The organism is Pseudomonas sp. NY15372, assembly GCF_048068215.1.
GTDB lineage: Bacteria > Pseudomonadota > Gammaproteobacteria > Pseudomonadales > Pseudomonadaceae > Aquipseudomonas > Aquipseudomonas guariconensis_A.
The window spans coordinates 59341-81990 of the sequence record NZ_JBLUPY010000012.1; the positions used below are offsets into that span (position 1 = coordinate 59341).

Sequence of the window (22650 nt, forward strand, 5' to 3'; positions counted from 1 at the left end):
CGGTTTTTCCGACCCCATATAGCCGGCAAGACAAGACGAGCTCGGCTCGCCCATCAGAAATTGCGGAGGAGAAACCTAATGGCTGACGAACAGCTGGATGAGAAGAACCTTAACGCCGAAGAGGCTGGTGCAGAGGATCTCGGTGCCCGCGTCCAAGTGCTCGAGGAGCAGCTGGCCGCCGCCAAGGACCAGTCCCTGCGTACCGCCGCCGAATTGCAGAACATCCGCCGTCGCGCCGAACAGGACGTCGAGAAGGCCCACAAGTTCGCCCTGGAGAAGTTCGCCGGCGACCTGTTGCCGGTGGTCGACAGCCTGGAGCGTGGCCTGGAGCTGTCCAGCGCCGACGACGAGACCATCAAGCCGATGCGCGAAGGCATCGAGCTGACCCTGAAGATGTTCCACGACACCCTCAAGCGCTACAACCTCGAGGCGGTCGACCCGCACGGCGAACCATTCAACGCCGAACACCACCAGGCCATGGCCATGCAGGAAAGCGCCGAGGTCGAGCCCAACAGCGTGCTCAAGGTGTTCCAGAAGGGTTACCTGCTCAATGGTCGCCTGCTGCGCCCCGCCATGGTGGTGGTCAGCAAGGCGCCGGCAGCGCCCCAGCCATCGATCGACGAAAAGGCTTGAAATCCTTCCGGGCATCCCCATCTAGGTGTCAAGCATTCAAGTATTACCGCAGTTGGCCAAAGTAGTCGCTGCTACCAAATTCAAGTTTCGGGAGAGTAAACATGGGCAAAATCATCGGTATCGACCTGGGGACCACCAACTCGTGCGTCTCCATCCTGGAAAACGGTAACGTCAAGGTCATCGAGAACGCCGAAGGCGCGCGTACCACCCCTTCGATCGTGGCCTACGCCAACGATGGCGAAATCCTGGTCGGCCAGTCGGCCAAGCGCCAGGCCGTCACCAACCCGCACAACACCCTGTTCGCAGTGAAGCGCCTGATCGGCCGCCGCTTCGAAGAAGACGTCGTGCAGAAAGACATCAAGCTGGTGCCGTACAAGATCGTCAAGGCCAGCAATGGCGACGCCTGGGTCGAAGCCAGCGGCAAGGAAATGGCGCCTCCGCAGATCAGCGCCGAAGTCCTGAAGAAAATGAAGAAAACCGCCGAAGACTACCTCGGCGAGCCGGTCACCGAAGCGGTCATCACCGTTCCGGCCTACTTCAACGACAGCCAGCGCCAGGCCACCAAGGACGCAGGTCGCATCGCCGGCCTGGACGTCAAGCGCATCATCAACGAGCCGACCGCCGCTGCGCTGGCCTACGGCATGGACAAGGCCAAGGGCGACCACACCGTCATCGTCTATGACCTCGGTGGTGGTACCTTCGACGTCTCGGTCATCGAAATCGCCGAAGTCGACGGTGAGCACCAGTTCGAAGTACTGGCCACCAACGGCGACACCTTCCTGGGTGGCGAAGACTTCGACATGCGCCTGATCGACTACCTCGTCGACGAGTTCAAGAAAGAGTCCGGCATGGACCTGAAGAACGACCCGCTGGCCCTGCAGCGCCTGAAGGAAGCCGCTGAAAAGGCCAAGATCGAGCTGTCGTCCGCTCAGTCGACCGACGTCAACCTGCCGTACATCACTGCAGACGCGACCGGTCCTAAGCACCTGAACGTGAAGATCTCCCGTGCCAAGCTGGAGTCGCTGGTCGAAGACCTGGTCAAGCGCACCATCGAGCCTTGCCGCATCGCCCTGAAGGACGCCGGTATCGACGTCAGCAAGATCGACGACGTGATCCTGGTCGGTGGCCAGACCCGTATGCCGCTGGTACAGAAAGCCGTTGCCGACTTCTTCGGCAAGGAAGCGCGCAAGGACGTCAACCCGGACGAAGCCGTGGCCATGGGTGCTGCCATCCAGGGCGCCGTACTGGCCGGCGACGTCAAGGACGTACTGCTGCTGGACGTCAGCCCGCTGACCCTGGGTATCGAAACCATGGGTGGCGTGATGACCGCGCTGATCGAGAAGAACACCACCATCCCGACCAAGAAGTCGCAGGTGTTCTCGACTGCCGACGACAACCAGAGCGCCGTGACCATCCACGTGCTGCAGGGTGAGCGTAAGCAGGCTGCGCAGAACAAGTCGCTGGGCAAGTTCGACCTGGCCGACATTCCGCCGGCTCCGCGTGGCGTGCCGCAGATCGAAGTGACCTTCGACATCGACGCCAACGGCATCCTGCACGTCGGTGCGAAGGACAAGGCCACCGGCAAGACCCAGTCGATCGTGATCAAGGCCAACTCCGGCCTGTCGGACGAAGAAATCGAGCGCATGGTGCGTGACGCCGAAGCCAACGCCGAGGAAGACCGCAAGTTCGAAGAGCTGGCCGCTGCCCGTAACCAGGGTGACGCGCTGGTTCACTCGACCCGCAAGATGGTTGCCGACGCTGGTGACAAGGTCACCGCCGAAGAGAAGGCTGCCATCGAGGCTGCCGTCGTTGCCCTGGAAGCCGCTGTCAAAGGCGACGACAAGGCCGCGATCGAAGCCAAGGTCGAGGAGCTGTCCAAGGTGTCCGCCCCGGTTGCCCAGAAGATGTACGCCGAGCAGCAGGCCGAACAGCCTCAGGGCGGCGCGCAGCAGGCCGAGCCGGAAGCCAAGCACGACGACGTGGTCGACGCCGAGTTCGAAGAAGTGAAAGACAACAACAAGCAGTAATCCCTGCATGTTGTCGGCCGGCTCACCGTCGATTGTCGGTGAGCTGGTAGGATGTCGCCGCGCGGGGGCTTGCTCCCGCGTTGGCGTATCTGGAATTCGAGATTTTTTACAGCATCTGTCAGCGCCGAGGGGCGGCAGGTGTTGATGGCGCGGCGCAGATGCCAGACGCCCAACAAGGTGCAAATGACCTATGTCCAAGCGTGATTATTATGAGGTACTGGGTGTCGAGCGCGGCGCCAGCGAAGCAGACCTCAAGAAGGCTTATCGCCGCCTGGCGATGAAGTACCACCCGGACCGCAACCCGGGCGATAAAGAGTCGGAAGACAAGTTCAAGGAGGCCAATGAGGCCTACGAAGTGCTGTCTGACGCGAGCAAGCGCGCGGCGTTCGACCAGTATGGCCATGCCGGCGTCGACCCGAGCATGGGTGGCGGTGGTGCCGGCTTCGGTGGCGCCAACTTCTCCGACATCTTCGGCGATGTGTTCAGTGATTTCTTCGGTGGCGGTCGCGGCGGTGGACGTGGCGGCGCCCAGCGCGGCAGCGACCTGCGCTACACCCTGGAGCTGAACCTTGAGGAAGCGGTGCGCGGTACCACGGTCAGCATCCGTGTACCGACGCTGGTCAACTGCAAGCCGTGCGACGGCTCCGGCGCCAAGAAGGGCTCGGCCCCGGCGACTTGCCCGACCTGCGGCGGTATCGGCCAGGTGCGCATGCAGCAGGGCTTCTTCTCTGTGCAGCAGACCTGCCCGCGCTGCCATGGCCAGGGCAAGATCATCACCGATCCGTGCGCTTCCTGCCATGGCGAAGGCCGTGTCGAGGAATACAAGACCTTGTCGGTCAAGGTGCCGGCCGGTGTCGATACCGGCGATCGCATCCGTCTGTCCGGCGAGGGCGAGGCGGGTACCCATGGCGGCCCGACCGGCGACCTGTACGTGGTCATCAATGTGCGTGAGCACGCGATCTTCCAGCGTGACGGCAAGCACCTGTACTGCGAAGTGCCGATCAGCTACACCGATGCCGCCCTTGGTGGCGAACTGGAAGTGCCGACCCTCGATGGCAGGGTCAAGCTCAAGATCCCGGAAGGCACCCAGACCGGCAAGCAGTTCCGCCTGCGCGGCAAGGGCGTGGCCCCGGTGCGTGGTGGTGCGGCGGGCGACCTGCTGTGCCGCGTGGCGGTGGAAACGCCGGTCAACCTGAGCCGCCGCCAGCGCGAGCTGCTCGAGGAGCTGCGTGACTCGCTGGAAGGCGACAGCTCCCATTCGCCCAAGGCCAGCGGCTGGTTCGAGGGTGTGAAGCGCTTCTTCGGCGATCTCTGACAAGGAACAGGCTATGCGACGTATTGCAGTGATGGGCGCGGCGGGGCGGATGGGCAAGACCCTCGTCGAAGCCGTGCAGCAACAGGCGCCCCAGGCGGGCCTGACGGCGGCAATCGACCGCCCTGACAGCACCCTGGTCGGTGCCGATGCAGGCGAGCTCGCGGCGTTGGGGCGCATCGGCGTGGAAATCTGTGGTGACCTGGCCAAGGTCGCTGACGAATTCGACGTGCTGATCGATTTCACCCACCCGTCGGTGACCCTGAAGAATCTCGCGTTCTGCCGCAAGGCGGGCAAGGCCATGGTGATCGGCACCACCGGCTTCACGCCGGAGGAAAAGGAGCAGCTGGCCGAGGCGGGCAAGGAGATCCCGATCGTCTTCGCCGCCAACTTCAGCGTTGGCGTCAACCTGTGCCTGAAGCTGCTCGATACTGCGGCGCGGGTGCTGGGTGACGAGGTGGACATTGAAATCATCGAAGCGCACCACCGGCACAAGGTCGATGCGCCGTCCGGTACCGCGCTGCGCATGGGTGAGGTCGTGGCCCAGGCGCTGGGTCGTGACCTGGGCGAGGTGGCGGTCTATGGTCGCGAAGGCCAGACCGGTGCTCGTGATCGCCAGACCATCGGTTTCGCCACGGTGCGTGCTGGTGACGTGGTAGGTGATCACACCGTGCTGTTCGCCGCGGAAGGCGAGCGCGTCGAGATCACCCACAAGGCCTCCAGCCGCATGACTTTCGCCAAGGGCGCGGTGCGTGCTGCGCTGTGGCTGGATGGGCGCGAACCGGGGCTGTACGACATGCAAGACGTGCTCGAGCTGCGCTGATCGTAATGGGGTCGCTTCGCGACCCTTTCGCGGCACAAGGCCGCTCCTGCGGGTTTGCTGCGTTTGTGGGGCGGAGTCATCTGTCGCATTCCTGTGTCTCAGAGACACATACGCGGTAGACCTAAAACGTAATTTTCTGTAAGCTACAGCTTTAGTGTGTCCACTAAAAGCGCGCAGACAAATTCAGCATAAAAGCGGGGTGACGTGTCCATACGTCATTCCGCTTTTTTGCAACCTGCGATCGCCCTTTCAGGCTTGATTTACGGGAGGTCTTCTTGACTAAGCCAGCCATACTCGCCCTTGCCGATGGCAGCATTTTTCGCGGTGAAGCCATCGGAGCCGACGGTCAAACCGTTGGTGAGGTGGTGTTCAACACCGCTATGACCGGCTACCAGGAAATCCTTACAGACCCTTCCTACGCCCAGCAAATCGTCACCCTGACTTACCCACACATCGGCAACACCGGCACCACCCCTGAAGACGCCGAGTCCAATCGCGTCTGGTCCGCCGGCCTGGTCATCCGTGACCTGCCGCTGCTGGCCAGCAACTGGCGCAACACCCAGTCGCTGCCTGACTACCTGAAAGCCAACAACGTCGTGGCCATCGCCGGCATCGATACCCGCCGCCTGACCCGTATCCTGCGCGAAAAAGGCGCTCAGAACGGCTGCATCCTGGCCGGTGACGACATCAGCGAAGAAGCCGCCATCGCCGCTGCCCGCGCCTTCCCAGGCCTCAAGGGCATGGACCTGGCCAAGGAAGTGTCCACCAAGGACCGCTACGAGTGGCGCTCCAGTGTGTGGAACCTGGAAAGCGACAGCCACCCGACCCTGGAAGCGGCGGACCTGCCCTACCACGTGGTGGCCTACGACTACGGCGTCAAGCTGAACATCCTGCGCATGCTGGTCGCCCGTGGCTGCCGCCTGACCGTGGTGCCGGCCCAGACCCCAGCCAGCGAAGTCCTCGCCCTGAACCCTGATGGCGTGTTCCTCTCCAACGGCCCTGGCGACCCCGAGCCGTGCGACTACGCAATCCAGGCGATCAAGGACATCCTCGAGACCGATATCCCAGTCTTCGGCATCTGCCTCGGCCACCAGCTGCTGGCCCTGGCTTCCGGCGCCAAGACCGTGAAGATGGGCCACGGCCACCACGGTGCCAACCACCCGGTCCAGGACCTGGACAGCGGCGTGGTCATGATCACCAGCCAGAACCACGGTTTCGCCGTCGACGAAGCCACCCTGCCGGGCAATGTCCGCGCCATCCACAAGTCGCTGTTCGACGGCACCCTGCAGGGTATCGAGCGTACCGACAAGAGCGCGTTCAGCTTCCAGGGCCACCCTGAAGCGAGCCCAGGCCCGACCGACGTCGCGCCACTGTTCGATCGTTTCATCGATGCCATGGCCAAGCGCCGCTGAGCATCCTGCATCAAGGCCCCGGGGCGGCAAACGCCGCGCCCGGAAGCGCCTGACCCAGATTGTTCAAGACGGCTTGCCGACTGACCCGCGGATTTGAGTGACAACCCATGCCAAAACGTACAGATATCAAAAGCATCCTGATTCTCGGCGCTGGCCCGATCGTGATCGGCCAGGCCTGCGAATTCGACTATTCCGGCGCCCAGGCCTGCAAAGCCCTGCGCGAGGAAGGCTTCCGCGTCATCCTGGTGAACTCCAACCCAGCCACCATCATGACCGACCCGGCCATGGCCGACGCCACCTACATCGAGCCGATCAAATGGCAATCGGTGGCCAAGATCATCGAAAAGGAGCGTCCTGACGCGCTGCTGCCGACCATGGGCGGCCAGACCGCTCTGAACTGCGCCCTGGACCTCGAGCGCCACGGCGTGCTGGAGAAGTTCGGCGTGGAAATGATCGGCGCCAACGCCGACACCATCGACAAGGCCGAAGACCGTTCGCGCTTCGACCAGGCAATGAAGGCCATCGGCCTGGAGTGCCCGCGCTCCGGTATCGCCCACAGCATGGAAGAAGCCAATGCGGTGCTCGAGCGCCTGGGCTTCCCGTGCATCATCCGCCCATCGTTCACCATGGGTGGCACCGGCGGCGGCATCGCCTACAACCGTGAAGAATTCGAAGAAATCTGCGCCCGCGGCCTGGACCTGTCGCCGACCAAGGAGCTGCTGATCGACGAGTCGCTGATCGGCTGGAAGGAATACGAGATGGAGGTTGTCCGCGACAAGAAGGACAACTGCATCATCGTCTGCTCCATCGAGAACTTCGACCCGATGGGCGTGCACACCGGCGACTCGATCACCGTCGCCCCGGCGCAGACCCTCACCGACAAGGAATACCAGATCATGCGCAACGCCTCCCTGGCGGTGCTGCGCGAGATCGGCGTCGAAACCGGCGGTTCCAACGTCCAGTTCGGTATCTGCCCGAACACCGGCCGCATGGTCGTGATCGAGATGAACCCGCGGGTGTCGCGCTCCTCGGCCCTGGCTTCGAAAGCCACCGGCTTCCCGATCGCCAAGATCGCCGCCAAGCTGGCGGTCGGCTACACCCTCGACGAGCTGCAGAACGACATCACCGGCGGCCGCACCCCGGCGTCCTTCGAGCCCTCCATCGACTACGTGGTCACCAAGCTGCCGCGCTTCGCCTTCGAGAAGTTCCCGAAAGCCGACGCCCGCCTGACCACCCAGATGAAGTCCGTGGGTGAGGTCATGGCCATCGGCCGTACCTTCCAGGAGTCCATGCAGAAAGCCCTGCGCGGCCTGGAAGTCGGCGCCTGCGGCCTGGACCCGAAAGTCGACCTGGCCAACCCGGAAACCCCGAGCATCCTCAAGCGCGAGCTGACCGTGCCGGGCGCCGAGCGTATCTGGTACGTTGCCGATGCCTTCCGTGCCGGCATGAGCCGTGACGAAATCTTCGCCCTGACCAAGATCGACCACTGGTTCCTGGTGCAGATCGAAGACCTGATCCAGGAAGAAGAGAAGGTCAAGACCCTGGGCCTGGCCGCCATCGACAAGGCGCTGATGCTGCGTCTCAAGCGCAAGGGCTTCTCCGACCAGCGTCTGGCCAAGCTGCTGGGCGTGACCGACAAGAACCTGCGTCGTCACCGCCACAAGCTGGAAGTACTGCCGGTCTACAAGCGCGTCGACACCTGCGCCGCCGAATTCGCTACCGACACCGCCTACCTGTACTCCACCTATGAGGAAGAGTGCGAGGCCAACCCGTCGACCCGCGACAAGATCATGATCCTTGGCGGTGGCCCGAACCGTATCGGCCAAGGCATCGAGTTCGACTACTGCTGCGTGCACGCGGCCCTGGCGCTGCGTGAAGACGGTTACGAGACCATCATGGTCAACTGCAACCCGGAAACCGTCTCCACCGACTACGACACCTCCGACCGCCTGTACTTCGAGCCGCTGACCCTGGAAGACGTGCTGGAAATCTGCCGCGTCGAGAAGCCAAAAGGCGTCATCGTCCACTACGGCGGCCAGACCCCGCTGAAGCTGGCGCGCGCCCTGGAAGAAGCCGGCGTGCCAATCATCGGTACCAGCCCGGACGCCATCGACCGTGCCGAAGACCGTGAGCGCTTCCAGCAGATGGTCCAGCGCCTGAACCTGCGCCAGCCGCCAAACGCCACCGTGCGCAGCGAAGACGAAGCCATTCGCGCCGCTGGCGACATCGGTTACCCGCTGGTGGTCCGCCCGTCCTACGTACTGGGCGGCCGTGCCATGGAAATCGTCTACGAACTGGACGAGCTCAAGCGCTACCTGCGTGAAGCGGTCCAGGTGTCCAACGACAGCCCGGTACTGCTCGACCACTTCCTCAACTGCGCCATCGAGATGGATGTGGATGCGGTCTGCGACGGCACCGACGTGGTGATCGGCGCGATCATGCAGCACATCGAGCAGGCCGGCGTGCACTCCGGTGACTCCGCGTGCTCGCTGCCGCCGTACTCGCTGCCGGCCAATGTCCAGGACGAAGTCCGCGAGCAGGTACGCAAGATGGCCCTGGAGCTGGGCGTCGTCGGTCTGATGAACGTGCAGCTGGCCCTGCAGGGCGACAAGATCTACGTGATCGAGGTCAACCCGCGCGCTTCGCGTACCGTGCCGTTCGTCTCCAAGTGCATCGGCACCTCCCTGGCGATGATCGCGGCCCGTGTCATGGCCGGCAAGACCCTGAAAGAGCTGGGCTTCACCAAGGAAATCATCCCGAACTTCTACAGCGTCAAGGAAGCCGTCTTCCCGTTCGCCAAGTTCCCGGGTGTTGACCCGATCCTCGGCCCTGAGATGAAATCCACCGGTGAAGTCATGGGTGTCGGCGACAGCTTCGGTGAAGCCTTCGCCAAGGCCCAGATGGGCGCCAGCGAAATCCTGCCAAGCAGCGGTACCGCGTTCATCAGCGTACGTGACGACGACAAGCCACAAGTGGCTGGCGTCGCCCGCGACCTGATCGCCCTGGGCTTCGAAGTGGTCGCTACCGCGGGCACCGCCAAGGTCATCGAGGCGGCAGGCCTGAAGGTGCGCCGCGTGAACAAGGTGACCGAAGGTCGCCCGCACGTGGTCGACATGATCAAGAACGATGAAGTGTCGCTGATCATCAACACCACCGAAGGCCGCCAGTCGATCGCCGATTCCTACTCGATTCGTCGCAATGCGCTGCAGCACAAGATCTACTGCACCACGACCATTGCGGCGGGTGAAGCCATCTGCGAAGCGCTGAAGTTCGGTCCCGAGAAGACCGTCCGTCGCTTGCAGGATCTGCACGCAGGATTGAACGCATGAGCATTACCAAGTACCCGATGACCGTCCAGGGCGCTCGCGCCCTGGAAGAGGAACTGCTCTTCTTGAGCAAGACCGAGCGCCCGCGCCTGAGCCAGGCGATCGGCGAGGCCCGTGAGCTGGGTGACCTCAAGGAAAACGCCGAATACCATGCCGCCCGCGAGGAGCAAGGCATGGTCGAGGCGCGTATCCGTGACATCGAGGGGCGCCTGCAGAACTCGGTGGTGATCGACGTCACCACCATTGCTCATACCGGGAAAGTGATCTTCGGGACCACCGTGGACCTGGAGAACACCGAGACCGGCGATCAGGTTACCTACCAGATCGTGGGCGAGGACGAGGCGGACGTGAAGAAAGGCAAGCTCTCGAACAGTGCGCCGATTGCCCGTGCCATCATCGGCAAGGAAGAGGGTGACACCGTTGTCGTCAAGACACCAAACGGCACGGTCGAGTACGAGATTGTCGAAGTCAAGCACATCTGACCGTCATCCACGGGCGCCATCGCTCGAAGGGATCCTCTGGCAGCTGGCCCAGGTCTTCTGGGTCGGCGGCCTGTGGGTCTTTCACGTGGGGCTGGTGCCGGCGCTCAAGGTCACCGGCCTTGCGCCGTTGCTCGTGCAGGACGTGGCTGCGCAGATCGATCGCTGGTTGATCGGCGTCGCGTTGCTCGGGTTGATTACCCAGCTGGCGGTATTGGCGAGGGTGGACGGCCTGGCGGCCTGGTGGCGGCAGTTCCGTGGCCAGATGCTGTTGCTTGGCTTCGGAGCCTGTGTCGGCTACTACACGCTGCGCTATGGGATTTCCGTGGGCGAGCGGTGGCAGATGTTCTGTTTCCTGGTGCTGGGGTTTTCCGGCATCGTACTGGTGGCCCAGCCGGTCCCGGTCAAGGCGCGCCGCTAAACGGTTCGAGATTGCTGGGGCCGCTTTGTGGCCCATCGCCGGCAAGCCGGCTCCCACACCGACCGCATCGAATTCAAGCCATGCGCCGTACCTGTGGGGGCTGGCTTGCCGGCGATGGGCTGCGTAGCAGCCCCTTTGCCGTTACTTGTAACGGTGGATATTGGACAGCTGCTTGTTCGGCTGCGGGTTCTTGCGGTAGATCAGCGCCTTCTTGCCGATGGTCTGCACCAGCTCGGCGCGGCCGGCCTTGCACAGTTCGGCGATGGCGGCGGCACGCTCTTCGCGGTCTTCCGAGCGGATCTCGACCTTGATCAGCTCGTGATCGGTCAGGGCGCGCTCCAGTTCGGCGACCACGCCTTCGTTCAAACCATTACCAGCGACGATCAAGACCGGCTTCAGGTCGTGACCAATCGATTTGTATTGTTTCTTCTGCTCGTTATTGAGCGGCATAATCTGACCCTTTTCGTCTGATTCTGTAAAATTGGTGGCCATTTTACCCGAGGGCCACTGGCTCCGCCCAGTCAATCACGACGCATATCATCGAGGTGCCCTGTGGCGCAACGTTCCAAAAGCAGCCATAACTGGCTGAGAGAGCATTTCAACGATCCTTTCGTCAAACAGGCGCAGAAGGACGGCTACCGCTCGCGCGCGAGCTACAAACTGCTGGAGATCCAGGAAAAGGACAAATTGATCCGCCCAGGCATGAGCGTGATCGACCTGGGCGCGGCCCCGGGTGGCTGGTCCCAAGTGACCAGTCGTCTGATCGGCGGGCAAGGGCGCCTGATCGCCTCGGACATCCTGGAAATGGACTCGATCCCCGACGTTACCTTCATTCAGGGCGATTTTACCCAGGACGAAGTGCTCCAGCGTATCCTCGAGGCGGTGGGTGATTCGCACGTGGACCTTGTGATTTCCGACATGGCCCCCAATATGAGTGGGACGCCCGCCGTGGACATGCCGCGTGCCATGTTCCTCTGCGAACTGGCCCTGGACCTTGCGACCCGCGTGTTGCGCCCTGGTGGGGACTTCCTGATCAAGATCTTCCAGGGTGAAGGTTTCGACCAGTACCTCAAGGACGTGCGCAGCAAGTTCGACAAGGTGCAGATGCGCAAGCCTTCGTCCTCGCGGGATCGATCCCGCGAGCAGTACCTGTTGGGCCGCGGCTTCAAAGGGGCGTGAGTAGCGTTTTGCGGGGCCTCCGATAGTTATTTCCAATCGGCGGTTCCGTCAGGATCGTCCGAACTTCGTGTAGTCTAGCTTTCACAAAGGGTTACAGACGGCGCCTGCGGATGCGTGGGTAATGTAGTAAGTTAGGGCGGTGAATATCATGCGAGGCACGGCTGCGTCGTGCGCCGGCCTCAGAGGGTAGCTAATTGAACGACATGGCAAAGAATCTGATCCTGTGGTTGATCATCGCGGCGGTCCTCGTGACGGTGATGAACAACTTCTCCAGCCCGAACGAGCCGCAGACCCTCAACTACTCCGACTTCATCCAGCAGGTCAAGGACGGTAAGGTCGAGCGCGTCACCGTCGATGGCTACGTCATTACCGGTAAGCGCACCGATGGCGACAACTTCAAGACCATCCGTCCGGCCATCACCGACAACGGCCTGATCGGCGACCTGGTCGACAATCATGTCACCGTCGAAGGCAAGCAGCCTGAGCAACAGAGCATCTGGACCCAGTTGCTGGTGGCCAGCTTCCCGATTCTGGTGATCATCGCCGTATTCATGTTCTTCATGCGCCAGATGCAGGGCGGTGCGGGCGGCAAGGGCGGCCCGATGAGCTTCGGCAAGAGCAAGGCGCGCCTGTTGTCCGAAGACCAGGTCAAGACCACCCTGGCTGACGTCGCCGGCTGCGACGAGGCCAAGGAAGAGGTTGGCGAGCTGGTCGAGTTCCTGCGCGACCCTGGCAAGTTCCAGCGCCTGGGTGGCCGTATCCCGCGTGGCGTGCTGATGGTCGGCCCGCCCGGTACCGGTAAGACCCTGCTGGCCAAGGCCATCGCAGGCGAGGCCAAGGTGCCGTTCTTCACCATTTCCGGTTCCGATTTCGTCGAAATGTTCGTCGGCGTCGGTGCCAGCCGTGTCCGTGACATGTTCGAGCAGGCGAAGAAGCACGCGCCGTGCATCATCTTCATCGACGAGATCGACGCCGTCGGTCGCCATCGTGGTGCCGGCATGGGTGGCGGTCACGACGAGCGCGAACAGACCCTCAACCAGTTGCTGGTGGAGATGGACGGCTTCGAGATGAACGACGGTATCATCGTGATCGCCGCCACCAACCGTCCGGACGTCCTGGACCCGGCGCTGCTGCGTCCTGGCCGTTTCGACCGCCAGGTGGTGGTCGGCCTGCCGGATATCCGCGGCCGTGAGCAGATTCTCAAGGTGCATATGCGCAAGGTGCCGGTCGGCGAAAACGTCAATGCCGCCGTCATTGCCCGCGGTACCCCCGGCTTCTCCGGTGCCGACCTCGCCAACTTGGTCAACGAGGCGTCGCTGTTCGCCGCCCGCGCCAGCAAGCGCCTGGTCGAGATGAAGGAGTTCGAGCTGGCCAAGGACAAGATCATGATGGGCGCCGAGCGCAAGACCATGGTCATGTCCGAGAAGGAAAAACAGAACACGGCCTACCACGAGGCAGGGCATGCCATCGTCGGTCGCATCGTTCCCGAGCACGACCCGGTCTACAAGGTCTCGATCATCCCGCGCGGTCGCGCGCTGGGCGTGACCATGTTCCTCCCCGAGGAAGACCGCTACAGCCTGTCCAAGCGTGCGCTGGTCAGCCAGATCTGCTCGTTGTATGGCGGCCGTATCGCCGAGGAAATGACCCTGGGCTTCGATGGCGTCACTACCGGTGCCTCCAACGACATCATGCGTGCCAGCCAGATCGCGCGAAACATGGTCACCAAGTGGGGGCTGTCCGAGAAGCTCGGCCCACTGATGTATGCCGAAGAGGAGGGCGAGGTGTTCCTCGGCCGCAGCGCGGCGAGCCAGCATGCCAGCGTGTCGGGCGAGACGGCCAAGCTGATCGACTCCGAAGTGCGTAGCATCATCGATCACTGCTACGCCACGGCCAAGCAGATCCTGACCGACAACCGCGACAAGCTCGATGCCATGGCCGAGGCCTTGATGAAATACGAGACCATCGATGCCGACCAGATCGACGACATCATGGCTGGTCGCACGCCGCGCGAGCCTCGCGACTGGGACAACGATGCCGGCACCTCCGGCAACCAGGCCTCCCAGGGTGATCGTCCGGAGTCGCCGATCGGCGGTCCAGCGGCTCAACACTAAGGGCACCTATGAGCTCACAGCAGTACCCGACCCGGTTGCCTTGCGGCAACCGGGTTCTTGATTTGTCCCGTACCCATGTCATGGGTATCCTCAATGTCACCCCCGATTCCTTCTCCGACGGCGGGCGCTTCAGCCAGCGCGACGAAGCCTTGCGCCATGCCGAGGCAATGGTGGCGGCCGGCGCGACCCTGATCGACATCGGTGGCGAGTCCACTCGTCCCGGGGCGCGCGCGGTCTCGCCCACTGAAGAGCTGGAGCGGGTGGCGCCCATGGTCGAGGCGATCAACAGTCGCCTCGATGTGATCATCTCGGTCGATACCTCCACGCCTGCCGTCATGCGTGAGTCGGCCCGCCTGGGTGCTGGCCTGATCAACGATGTGCGCGCCCTGGAGCGCGACGGAGCGCTCGATGCCGCGGCGGACACCGGCCTACCGGTGTGCCTGATGCACATGCGCGGCGAGCCGGGCAACATGCAGGACAATCCACACTACGACAATGTGTCCGTGGATGTGGCGCGCTATCTTGAAGAGCGAATGGCGGCGTGCGCGGCCGCTGGGATCGATGCCGGGCGGATCATCCTCGATCCGGGCTTCGGTTTCGCCAAGACGCTCGAACACAACCTCAGCCTGTTCAAACACATGGAAGTGCTCTACCGCCTGGGGCGGCCGCTGTTGGTTGGCGTCTCGCGCAAGAGCATGATCGGCCTCACGCTGGATCGTCCTGTCGGTGAGCGGCTATACGGCAGCTTGGCACTGGCGGCGTTGGCCATGACCAAGGGTGCGAGCATCCTGCGCGTGCACGATGTGGCCGAGACCGTCGACGTGGTACGCATGATTGCCGCGGTGCAGAACGCCGAATAAGAACATTGGAGTCCCTATGAGCAGAAAATACTTTGGTACCGACGGCATCCGTGGCCGCGTCGGCGAATACCCGATCACGCCTGACTTCATGCTGAAGCTGGGCTGGGCGGCGGGCATGGCCTTCCGCAAGCAGGGCAATTGCCGCGTGCTGGTGGGCAAGGACACCCGTATCTCCGGTTACATGTTCGAGTCGGCCCTCGAGGCCGGGCTGTCCGCGGCCGGTGCCGACGTGTTGCTGCTCGGGCCGATGCCGACGCCAGCGATCGCCTACCTGACCCGTACCTTCCACGCCGAAGCCGGTATCGTCATCAGCGCGTCGCACAACCCGCACGACGACAACGGCATCAAGTTCTTCTCCGGCCAGGGCACCAAGTTGCCCGACGAGGTCGAGCTGATGATCGAGGAACTGCTCGACCAGCCCATGACCGTGGTCGAATCGAGCAAGCTGGGCAAGGTGTCGCGTATCAACGACGCTGCTGGCCGCTACATCGAGTTCTGCAAGAGCAGCGTGCCGAGCAGCACCAGCTTCGACGGGCTGAAACTGGTGGTCGACTGCGCCCATGGCGCGACCTACAAGGTAGCGCCAAGCGTCTTCCGCGAACTCGGGGCAGAAGTGACCGTGCTGCATGCCCAGCCTGACGGGCTCAACATCAACGAAGGCTGTGGCTCGACCCATATCGAATCGCTGCAGGCTGCCGTGCTGGTCGGCCATGCCGACCTGGGCATCGCCTTCGACGGTGACGGCGACCGCGTGCTGATGGTCGACCATACCGGTGCCATCGTCGACGGTGACGAGCTGCTATACATCATTGCCCGCGACGCCAAGGAGCGTGGCCGGCTGCAAGGCGGGGTGGTGGGCACTCTGATGAGCAACTTGGGCCTGGAGCTCGCGCTCAAGGACCTGGATATCCCGTTCGCCCGGGCCAAGGTCGGCGACCGCTACGTAATGGCCGAACTGCTCGAGCGTGACTGGCAGCTCGGTGGCGAGAACTCTGGGCATGTGGTGTGCGGCAACCACACCACCACCGGCGATGCGATCATCGCGGCCTTGCAGGTGTTGATGGCGCTCAAACGTCGCGGCGAGACCCTGGCCCAGGCCCGTCAGGGCCTGCGCAAGTGCCCGCAGGTGTTGATCAATGTGCGCTTCGGTGCGAGCAAGGTCGACCCGCTGGAAAACCCTGCCGTACAGGAGGCCAGTGCCAAGGTCACCGAGGCCATGGCCGGTCGTGGTCGAGTGCTGCTGCGCAAGTCCGGCACCGAGCCGTTGGTGCGGGTAATGGTCGAGGGCGACGACGAAAATCAGGTCCGTGGCCATGCCGAGGCGCTGGCCAAGCTGGTTAGCGAAGTTTGTGCCTGAAAGACGCTTGCCAGCACAGTTCGGGTTGGGTAAGATCTGCGCCCACTTTGACCGACGAGGTAAAGCATGCGTCGCCCCATGGTAGCTGGTAACTGGAAGATGCACGGTACCCGCGCCAGCGTCGCTGAGCTGACCGAGGGCTTGAGCAATCTGGCCCTGCCGAGCGGTGTGGAAGTCGCGGTGTTTCCACCGGCCCTGTTCATCAACCAAGTGGTTGATGGGCTGAAAGGGAAGGGGATCATCGTCGGAGCCCAGAATTCTGCTGTACAGCCCGAGCAGGGCGCGCTGACCGGCGAAATTGCACCGGCTCAGCTGGCTGAAGTGGGTTGCAAGCTTGTGTTGATCGGGCATTCGGAGCGTCGCCAAGTCATTGGCGAGCACGAAGAAGTGCTCAACCGCAAGTTCGCAGCCGCCCAGGCAAGTGGTTTGAAGCCCGTGCTCTGCGTAGGGGAAACCCTCGAGGAGCGCGAGGCAGGCAAGACGCTCGAAGTCGTTGGGCGTCAACTGAGCAGTATCATCGACGCGTTCGGTGTTGCCGCTTTTGCCAATGCGGTAATCGCCTATGAGCCTGTTTGGGCCATCGGCACAGGTCTGACGGCCTCGCCCCAGCAAGCCCAGGATGTGCATGCAGCCATTCGGGCGCAGTTGGCGGCGCTGGACGCTGAAGTTGCCCAGAACGTGCAGCTTCTCTACGGCGGCAGCGTGAAGGCGGCCAATGCGGCCGAACTGTTCGGCATGCCGGATATCGATGGGGGGCTCATTGGTGGAGCGTCCCTGAACGCAGACGAATTCGGTGCAATTTGTCGCGCCGCAGGAAACTGAACAAATGCTGGAAACAGTCGTAGTTGTTTTTCATCTGTTGGCGGCCGTGGCACTCGTAGTGTTCGTGTTGCTGCAACAGGGTAAAGGTGCGGAAGCAGGTGCATCTTTCGGCGCAGGTGCTTCAAATACTGTGTTCGGAAGCCAAGGTTCCGCTACCTTTTTGAGTAAAGTTACTGCTATACTTGCTGCCACTTTCTTTTTGACTGCTCTTGGGTTAGGATACTTCGCTAAAGAGAAAGCTCATCAGCTGACTCAAGCAGGTCTGCCAGATCCAGCAGTGTTGGAAGTCAAAGAGCAGAAGCCGGCAGTAAATGATGATGTACCGGTGCTCCAGGAGAAGAAGAGCGAAACCACCAACGCTGGTGACGTACCTCCTCCAACCGAAGAGCAGAAGTAACGGGTTTCAAGAAGTAGTATTGCCGAGGTGGTGGAATTGGTAGACACGCAACCTTGAGGTGGTTGTGCCCATAGGGTGTAGGGGTTCGAGTCCCCTTCTCGGTACCAATTGAAGCATGAGAGCCCGCTTTAGCGGGCTTTCTTGCAGGTGGAGGTCGGATTGACCCTGTAACGGGTTCGGTCTTATACTTTCGCCCCAGCTTTGTCGCGGGGTGGAGCAGCTTGGTAGCTCGTCGGGCTCATAACCCGAAGGTCGTTGGTTCAAATCCAGCCCCCGCAACCAGCTTCAGCGGAGCCCCTTTTCAGGGGCTTTTTGCTAGCTGAACAGTTCTTCGCGTCGTTGTCCAACGGCGCTTTCAGGGATGGGCGCTTTGCCCATTTTTTATTTGCACAGCATGCACGAGGGGGTTCAGGTGTCGAGCAAGCTAGAACAGTTGCAGGCCTTGTTGGCCCCGGTGGTCGAGGGTCTGGGCTATCAATGCTGGGGGATCGAGTACGTTTCCCAGGGTAAGCATTCGGTGCTGCGTATCTATATCGACAAGGAAGGCGGGATCCTGGTGGACGACTGCGAAGCGGTCAGCCGTCAAGCCAGTGCCATCCTCGATGTGGAAGACCCGATCACCAACGAATATACCCTTGAGGTGTCCTCTCCTGGCATGGACCGCCCGCTGTTCACTCTGGAACAGTTTGCCTCGCATGCCGGCGAACAAGTGAAGATCAAGCTGCGTACGCCCTTCGAAGGTCGTCGTAACTTCCAGGGCCTTCTCCGCGGCGTGGAGGACCAGGATGTGGTGGTCCAGGTGGACAACCATGAATTCCTGCTGCCGATCGACTCGATCGACAAGGCCAATATTATTCCCAGTTTTGACTGAGACGTGCCGGGCCCGGCGGACTATCCGGGCCCAATGGCTTGCGCAAGGCGAGGCGTACGATGAGCAAAGAAGTACTGCTGGTTGTTGAATCGGTATCCAACGAAAAAGGTGTACCGCCCGGCGTCATTTTCGAAGCGCTGGAAGTGGCTCTGGCCACTGCAACCAAAAAACGTTTTGAGGACGAAGTCGATCTGCGTGTGGAAATCAACCGCCACACCGGTAGCTACGAGACCTTCCGTCGCTGGACCGTGGTCGATGAAGCCGATCTTGATGACCCGGCGATCGAGACCTGGCTGGACAAGATCAAGGACACCCACCCTGAAGCCAAGGTAGGTGACGTGATCGAAGAGAAGATCGAGTCGATCGAGTTCGGCCGCATCGCCGCCCAGACCGCCAAGCAGGTGATCGTGCAGAAGGTTCGCGAAGCCGAGCGCGCCCAGGTGGTCGACGCCTACCGCGAACGTGTCGGCGAGATCATCTCCGGCACCGTCAAGAAGGTGACCCGCGACAACGTCATCGTTGACCTGGGCAACAACGCCGAGGCGTTGCTGGCCCGCGAAGACATCATTCCACGTGAGACCTTCCGTGTCGGCGTGCGCCTGCGCGCACTGCTCAAGGAAATCCGCACCGAGAACCGCGGCCCACAGCTGATCCTGTCGCGCACTGCGCCGCAGATGCTGATCGAGCTGTTCCGCATCGAAGTGCCGGAAATCGCCGAAGGCCTCATCGAAGTCATGGCCGCCTCCCGTGATCCGGGCTCGCGTGCCAAGATCGCCGTCCGCTCCAAGGACAAGCGCATCGACCCGCAAGGTGCCTGCATCGGCATGCGTGGTTCGCGCGTCCAGGCCGTATCCGGCGAGTTGGGTGGTGAGCGTGTGGATATCGTCCTGTGGGACGAGAACCCGGCGCAGTTCGTCATCAACGCCATGTCGCCTGCCGAGGTTGCAGCGATCATCGTTGACGAGGACGCCCATGCGATGGACATCGCCGTCGCCGAAGACAACCTGGCCCAGGCCATTGGCCGGGGCGGTCAGAACGTTCGCCTGGCCAGTCAGCTGACCGGCTGGACCCTTAACGTGATGACCGAAAAGGATATCCAGGCCAAGCAACAAGCAGAAACCGGCGACATCCTGCGCAACTTCATCGAGGAACTGGAAGTCGACGAGGAGCTGGCCCAAGTGCTGGTCGACGAAGGCTTCACCAGCCTCGAGGAAATTGCCTACGTACCGTTGGAAGAAATGCTCAACATCGATGGCTTTGACGAGGACATCGTCAATGAGCTACGCGCTCGTGCCAAGGACCGTTTGTTGACCAAGGCCATCGCTACCGAAGAAAAACTGGCAGACGCCCACCCGGCCGACGACCTGCTCTCCCTCGAGGGTATGGACAAGGACTTGGCGGCGGAACTGGCGGTGCGCGGCGTGGTTAACCGCGAAGACCTGGCCGAGCAGTCGATTGACGATCTGCTCGACATCGACGGCATCGACGAAGAGCGTGCCGGCAAGTTGATCATGGCCGCCCGAGCCCACTGGTTCGAGTAATTAGGCGTGGCCTGAGGAGAGAAGTGCATGACGCAAGTCACGGTGAAAGAACTGGCCCAAGAGGTCGAGGCACCGGTAGAGCGCCTGCTGCAGCAGATGCGTGAGGCAGGTCTGCCGCACACCGACGCCGGTCAGGTAGTGACCGACAATGAAAAGCAGGTTCTGCTGACTCATTTGAAAAGCAGCCACAAGAGCAAGGCGGAAGAGCCGCGCAAGATCACCTTGCAGCGCAAGACCACCAGCACCCTGCGTGTCGCCGGTAGCAAGAGCATCAGCGTAGAAGTACGCAAGAAGAAAGTATTCGTGCAGCGCAGCCCGGAAGAAATCCAGGCTGAGCAGAAGCGTGAGCTGGAAGAGCGCCGTGCAGCGGAGAACGCTGCCCGCGAGAAAGCCGACGCCGAAGCACGCCAGCGCGCTGAAGAGCAGGCTCGTCGCCAGGCCGCCGAAACCGCTTCGGCGGCACCTGCGGCCAAGGCCGAACCGGCTCCGGCGCCTGTCGCCGCACCGGTAGTGGCCGAGGCCCCGGTCTCCGAAGACGCAGCGGCCCGTGCCGCCGAGCGCAAGAAGGACGAGACCCGCCGCAACGAAAGCCGTACCCGCGACGACGACCGTCGTGGTGGTGGCGAGCGCCGTGGCGAAGCCCCGCGCGTTTCCATCAAGGTCAAGGTCAAGGAAAAGGAAAAAGCGCCTACGCCTCGCGCAGCGCCTCGTACCACCGATGAAGAGAGCGATGGTTTCCGTCGCGGCCGCGGTGGCAAGGGCAAGCCGAAGAAGCGCAACCAGCACGGCTTCCAGAACCCGACCGGTCCAGTCATCCGTGACGTGACCATCGGCGAGACCATCACGGTCTCGGAACTGGCGCAGCAGATGTCGATCAAGGCTGCCGAAGTCGTCAAGTTCATGTTCAAGTTGGGTACCCCGGTCACCATCAACCAGGTGCTCGACCAGGAAACCGCCCAGCTGGTAGCCGAGGAACTGGGCCACAAGGTGACCCTGATCAGCGACACCGCCTTGGAAGACTCCCTGGCCGAATCGCTGAAGTTCGAAGGTGAAGTCGAGCCGCGTGCACCGGTTGTGACCGTCATGGGCCACGTCGACCACGGTAAGACCTCGCTGCTCGACTACATCCGTCGTGCCAAGGTTGCCGCTGGCGAGGCCGGTGGTATCACCCAGCACATCGGTGCCTACCACGTGGAAACCGACCGCGGCATGGTCACCTTCCTCGACACCCCTGGCCACGCCGCGTTCACCGCGATGCGTGCCCGTGGTGCCAAGGCCACCGACATCGTCATCCTGGTGGTGGCGGCTGACGACGGTGTGATGCCGCAGACCCGCGAAGCCGTCCAGCACGCCAAGGCTGCCGGCGTACCGCTGGTGGTTGCGGTGAACAAGATCGACAAGCCGGGTGCCGACATCGATCGCATCCGCAACGAGCTGGCCGTCGAAGGCGTGACTTCCGAGGACTGGGGTGGCGATACCCCGTTCGTCAAGGTATCGGCGAAGATGGGTACCGGCGTCGACGAACTGCTCGAAGCCGTGCTGCTGCAGGCCGAGATCCTCGAGCTCACCGCGACCCCGACCGCTCCAGGTCGTGGCGTCGTGGTCGAATCGCGCCTGGACAAGGGCCGTGGTCCGGTGGCGACCATCCTGGTTCAGGACGGTACCCTGCGTCAGGGCGACATGGTCCTGGTCGGCTCGAACTATGGCCGCGTGCGTGCCATGCTCGACGAGAACGGCAAGCCTGTGAAGGAAGCCGGCCCGGCGATCCCGGTCGAGATCCTCGGCCTGGATGGCACGCCTGAAGCTGGTGACGAGATGTCCGTGGTCGCGGACGAGAAGAAGGCCCGCGAAGTTGCCCTGTTCCGTCAAGGCAAGTACCGCGAGGTCAAGCTGGCCCGTGCTCACGCCGGCAAGCTGGAAAACATCTTCGAGACCATGGGTCAGGAAGAGAAGAAGACCCTCAACATCGTCCTCAAAACCGATGTTCGCGGCTCCCTCGAGGCGCTGCAGGGCTCGCTCGGCGGCCTGGGCAACGACGAAGTGCAGGTGCGCGTGGTCGGCGGCGGTGTCGGTGGTATCACCGAGAGCGATGCCAACCTGGCCCTGGCGTCCAACGCGGTGCTGTTCGGCTTCAACGTGCGTGCCGATGCCGGTGCGCGCAAGATCGTCGAGCAGGAAGGTCTGGATATGCGTTACTACAACGTGATCTACGACATCATCGAAGACGTCAAGAAGGCCCTGACCGGCATGCTCGGCAGCGATGTTCGCGAGAACATCCTGGGTGTCGCCGAAGTGCGTGACGTGTTCCGCTCGCCGAAGTTCGGCGCCATCGCTGGCTGCATGGTCATCGAAGGTACCGTGTACCGCAACCGTCCGATCCGCGTACTGCGCGAGGACGTGGTGATCTTCGAAGGCGAACTGGAATCGCTGCGTCGCTTCAAGGACGACGCCTCCGAAGTGCGTAATGGCATGGAGTGCGGTATTGGCGTCAAGAGCTACAACGACGTCAAGGTCGGCGACAAGATCGAGGTCTTCGAGAAAGTCCAGGTGGCTCGTACCCTGTAAGGGGCGAGCGTGGCGCAGGCCCCGCCCCAGGGCGGCTGGCAGCGCCTCTGAAGGTAGCGCCCGGTCAGGCTTGTGCCTGTCCGGGCGTTTGCCGCTTTAGTTACAGGTAGCAAGAATGGCAAAAGAATATAGCCGTACCCAACGCATCGGCGACCAGATGCAGCGCGAGCTGGCCGAGCTGATCCGTCGTGAAGTCAAAGACCCGCGTGTCGGCCTGGTGACCATCACCGCCGTGGATGTCAGCCGCGACCTGGGCCATGCCAAGGTCTTCATCACCGTCATGGGCCAGGACGGCGCCGATGCCGTGCCGCAGACGCTCAAGGCGCTCAACAGCGCCGCGAGCTTCCTGCGCCTGCACCTGGGCCGTGTCATGCAACTGCGCAGCGTGCCGCAGCTGCATTTCCACTTCGACGAAAGTGTCAGCCGTGGTGCCCACCTGTCGGCACTGATCGAGCGGGCCGTGGCCGAAGATCGCCTGCACAAGGATGCCGACAAAGCGGACGCCGAGGAGTAA

Annotated in this window: 19 protein-coding genes and 2 tRNA genes; 20 read left to right on the forward strand and 1 reads right to left on the reverse strand. The window is 62.4% G+C overall.

The features are described from left to right. Nucleotides 1-78: 78 nt before the first annotated feature. From grpE to ACNFG0_RS11785, 8 genes are all read left to right on the forward strand, one after another. Nucleotides 79-633: a nucleotide exchange factor GrpE gene (grpE, locus tag ACNFG0_RS11750; RefSeq protein ID WP_084855490.1), complete on the forward strand. Its 555-nt coding sequence runs from the start codon at nucleotides 79-81 to the stop codon at nucleotides 631-633. Between the two features lie 101 nt (nucleotides 634-734). Next, complete coding sequence (dnaK, locus tag ACNFG0_RS11755) at nucleotides 735-2660, forward strand: molecular chaperone DnaK (RefSeq protein WP_196145652.1); 1926 nt, start codon at nucleotides 735-737, stop codon at nucleotides 2658-2660. A 190-nt stretch (nucleotides 2661-2850) separates the two neighbouring features. Then, nucleotides 2851-3975, forward strand: a complete 1125-nt coding sequence (dnaJ, locus tag ACNFG0_RS11760; protein WP_196145653.1) for a molecular chaperone DnaJ — start codon at nucleotides 2851-2853, stop codon at nucleotides 3973-3975. A 13-nt stretch (nucleotides 3976-3988) separates the two neighbouring features. Continuing rightward, nucleotides 3989-4795, forward strand: a complete 807-nt coding sequence (gene dapB / locus ACNFG0_RS11765; RefSeq protein ID WP_196145654.1) for a 4-hydroxy-tetrahydrodipicolinate reductase — start codon at nucleotides 3989-3991, stop codon at nucleotides 4793-4795. A gap of 275 nt (nucleotides 4796-5070) precedes the next feature. After that, nucleotides 5071-6207: a glutamine-hydrolyzing carbamoyl-phosphate synthase small subunit gene (gene carA / locus ACNFG0_RS11770; protein WP_196145655.1), complete on the forward strand. Its 1137-nt coding sequence runs from the start codon at nucleotides 5071-5073 to the stop codon at nucleotides 6205-6207. A 107-nt stretch (nucleotides 6208-6314) separates the two neighbouring features. Beyond that, a complete protein-coding gene (carB, locus tag ACNFG0_RS11775) occupies nucleotides 6315-9536 on the forward strand; it encodes a carbamoyl-phosphate synthase large subunit (RefSeq protein WP_196145656.1) in 3222 nt (1073 codons plus the stop codon). Next, on the forward strand, nucleotides 9533-10015 hold the full coding sequence (gene greA / locus ACNFG0_RS11780; RefSeq protein WP_003258067.1) for a transcription elongation factor GreA: 483 nt from the start codon (nucleotides 9533-9535) through the stop codon (nucleotides 10013-10015). Before carB ends, greA begins: the two co-directional genes overlap by 4 nt. Continuing rightward, entirely contained in the window at nucleotides 9993-10433 is a 441-nt protein-coding gene (locus ACNFG0_RS11785) for an MFS transporter (protein ID WP_196145657.1), read from the forward strand. The genes greA and ACNFG0_RS11785 overlap by 23 nt, the downstream gene beginning before the upstream one ends. 141 nt (nucleotides 10434-10574) lie before the next feature. On the opposite strand, the gene yhbY is transcribed toward ACNFG0_RS11785, so the two are convergent. Next, a complete protein-coding gene (gene yhbY / locus ACNFG0_RS11790; protein ID WP_084855483.1) occupies nucleotides 10575-10883 on the reverse strand; it encodes a ribosome assembly RNA-binding protein YhbY in 309 nt (102 codons plus the stop codon). Between the two features lie 102 nt (nucleotides 10884-10985). On the opposite strand from yhbY, the gene rlmE reads away from it, so the two are divergent. The 12 genes from rlmE (at nucleotide 10986) to rbfA (ending at nucleotide 22650) form a co-directional block, all read left to right on the forward strand. Next, a complete protein-coding gene (gene rlmE, locus ACNFG0_RS11795) occupies nucleotides 10986-11612 on the forward strand; it encodes a 23S rRNA (uridine(2552)-2'-O)-methyltransferase RlmE (RefSeq protein ID WP_084855482.1) in 627 nt (208 codons plus the stop codon). Between the two features lie 203 nt (nucleotides 11613-11815). After that, on the forward strand, nucleotides 11816-13723 hold the full coding sequence (gene ftsH / locus ACNFG0_RS11800) for an ATP-dependent zinc metalloprotease FtsH (protein WP_196145658.1): 1908 nt from the start codon (nucleotides 11816-11818) through the stop codon (nucleotides 13721-13723). An 8-nt stretch (nucleotides 13724-13731) separates the two neighbouring features. Then, nucleotides 13732-14583 (forward strand): dihydropteroate synthase, encoded by an 852-nt coding sequence (gene folP, locus ACNFG0_RS11805; RefSeq protein ID WP_416764937.1) that lies wholly within the window; start codon nucleotides 13732-13734, stop codon nucleotides 14581-14583. A gap of 16 nt (nucleotides 14584-14599) precedes the next feature. Then, nucleotides 14600-15940, forward strand: coding sequence for a phosphoglucosamine mutase (gene glmM / locus ACNFG0_RS11810; protein WP_196145660.1), 1341 nt, complete (start codon nucleotides 14600-14602; stop codon nucleotides 15938-15940). Between the two features lie 66 nt (nucleotides 15941-16006). Continuing rightward, nucleotides 16007-16762, forward strand: a complete 756-nt coding sequence (gene tpiA / locus ACNFG0_RS11815) for a triose-phosphate isomerase (RefSeq protein ID WP_416764940.1) — start codon at nucleotides 16007-16009, stop codon at nucleotides 16760-16762. Nucleotides 16763-16766: 4 nt separating this feature from the next. Next, on the forward strand, nucleotides 16767-17159 hold the full coding sequence (gene secG / locus ACNFG0_RS11820) for a preprotein translocase subunit SecG (RefSeq protein ID WP_196145662.1): 393 nt from the start codon (nucleotides 16767-16769) through the stop codon (nucleotides 17157-17159). A gap of 21 nt (nucleotides 17160-17180) precedes the next feature. Beyond that, nucleotides 17181-17266: transfer RNA gene (locus ACNFG0_RS11825), tRNA-Leu, on the forward strand. A gap of 98 nt (nucleotides 17267-17364) precedes the next feature. After that, nucleotides 17365-17441, forward strand: a tRNA-Met gene (locus ACNFG0_RS11830). 130 nt (nucleotides 17442-17571) lie between these two features. Next, complete coding sequence (rimP, locus tag ACNFG0_RS11835) at nucleotides 17572-18030, forward strand: ribosome maturation factor RimP (protein WP_043210161.1); 459 nt, start codon at nucleotides 17572-17574, stop codon at nucleotides 18028-18030. A gap of 59 nt (nucleotides 18031-18089) precedes the next feature. Next, a complete protein-coding gene (gene nusA / locus ACNFG0_RS11840) occupies nucleotides 18090-19571 on the forward strand; it encodes a transcription termination factor NusA (RefSeq protein WP_196145663.1) in 1482 nt (493 codons plus the stop codon). Nucleotides 19572-19598: 27 nt separating this feature from the next. Next, nucleotides 19599-22136 carry a translation initiation factor IF-2 gene (gene infB, locus ACNFG0_RS11845; protein WP_196155446.1) on the forward strand — a complete coding sequence of 846 codons (2538 nt, stop codon included), beginning with the start codon at nucleotides 19599-19601 and terminating at the stop codon, nucleotides 22134-22136. Nucleotides 22137-22251: 115 nt separating this feature from the next. Then, the gene (gene rbfA / locus ACNFG0_RS11850) at nucleotides 22252-22650 is read left to right on the forward strand and encodes a 30S ribosome-binding factor RbfA (RefSeq protein ID WP_196145665.1); all 399 of its coding nucleotides are present in this window, start codon (nucleotides 22252-22254) and stop codon (nucleotides 22648-22650) included.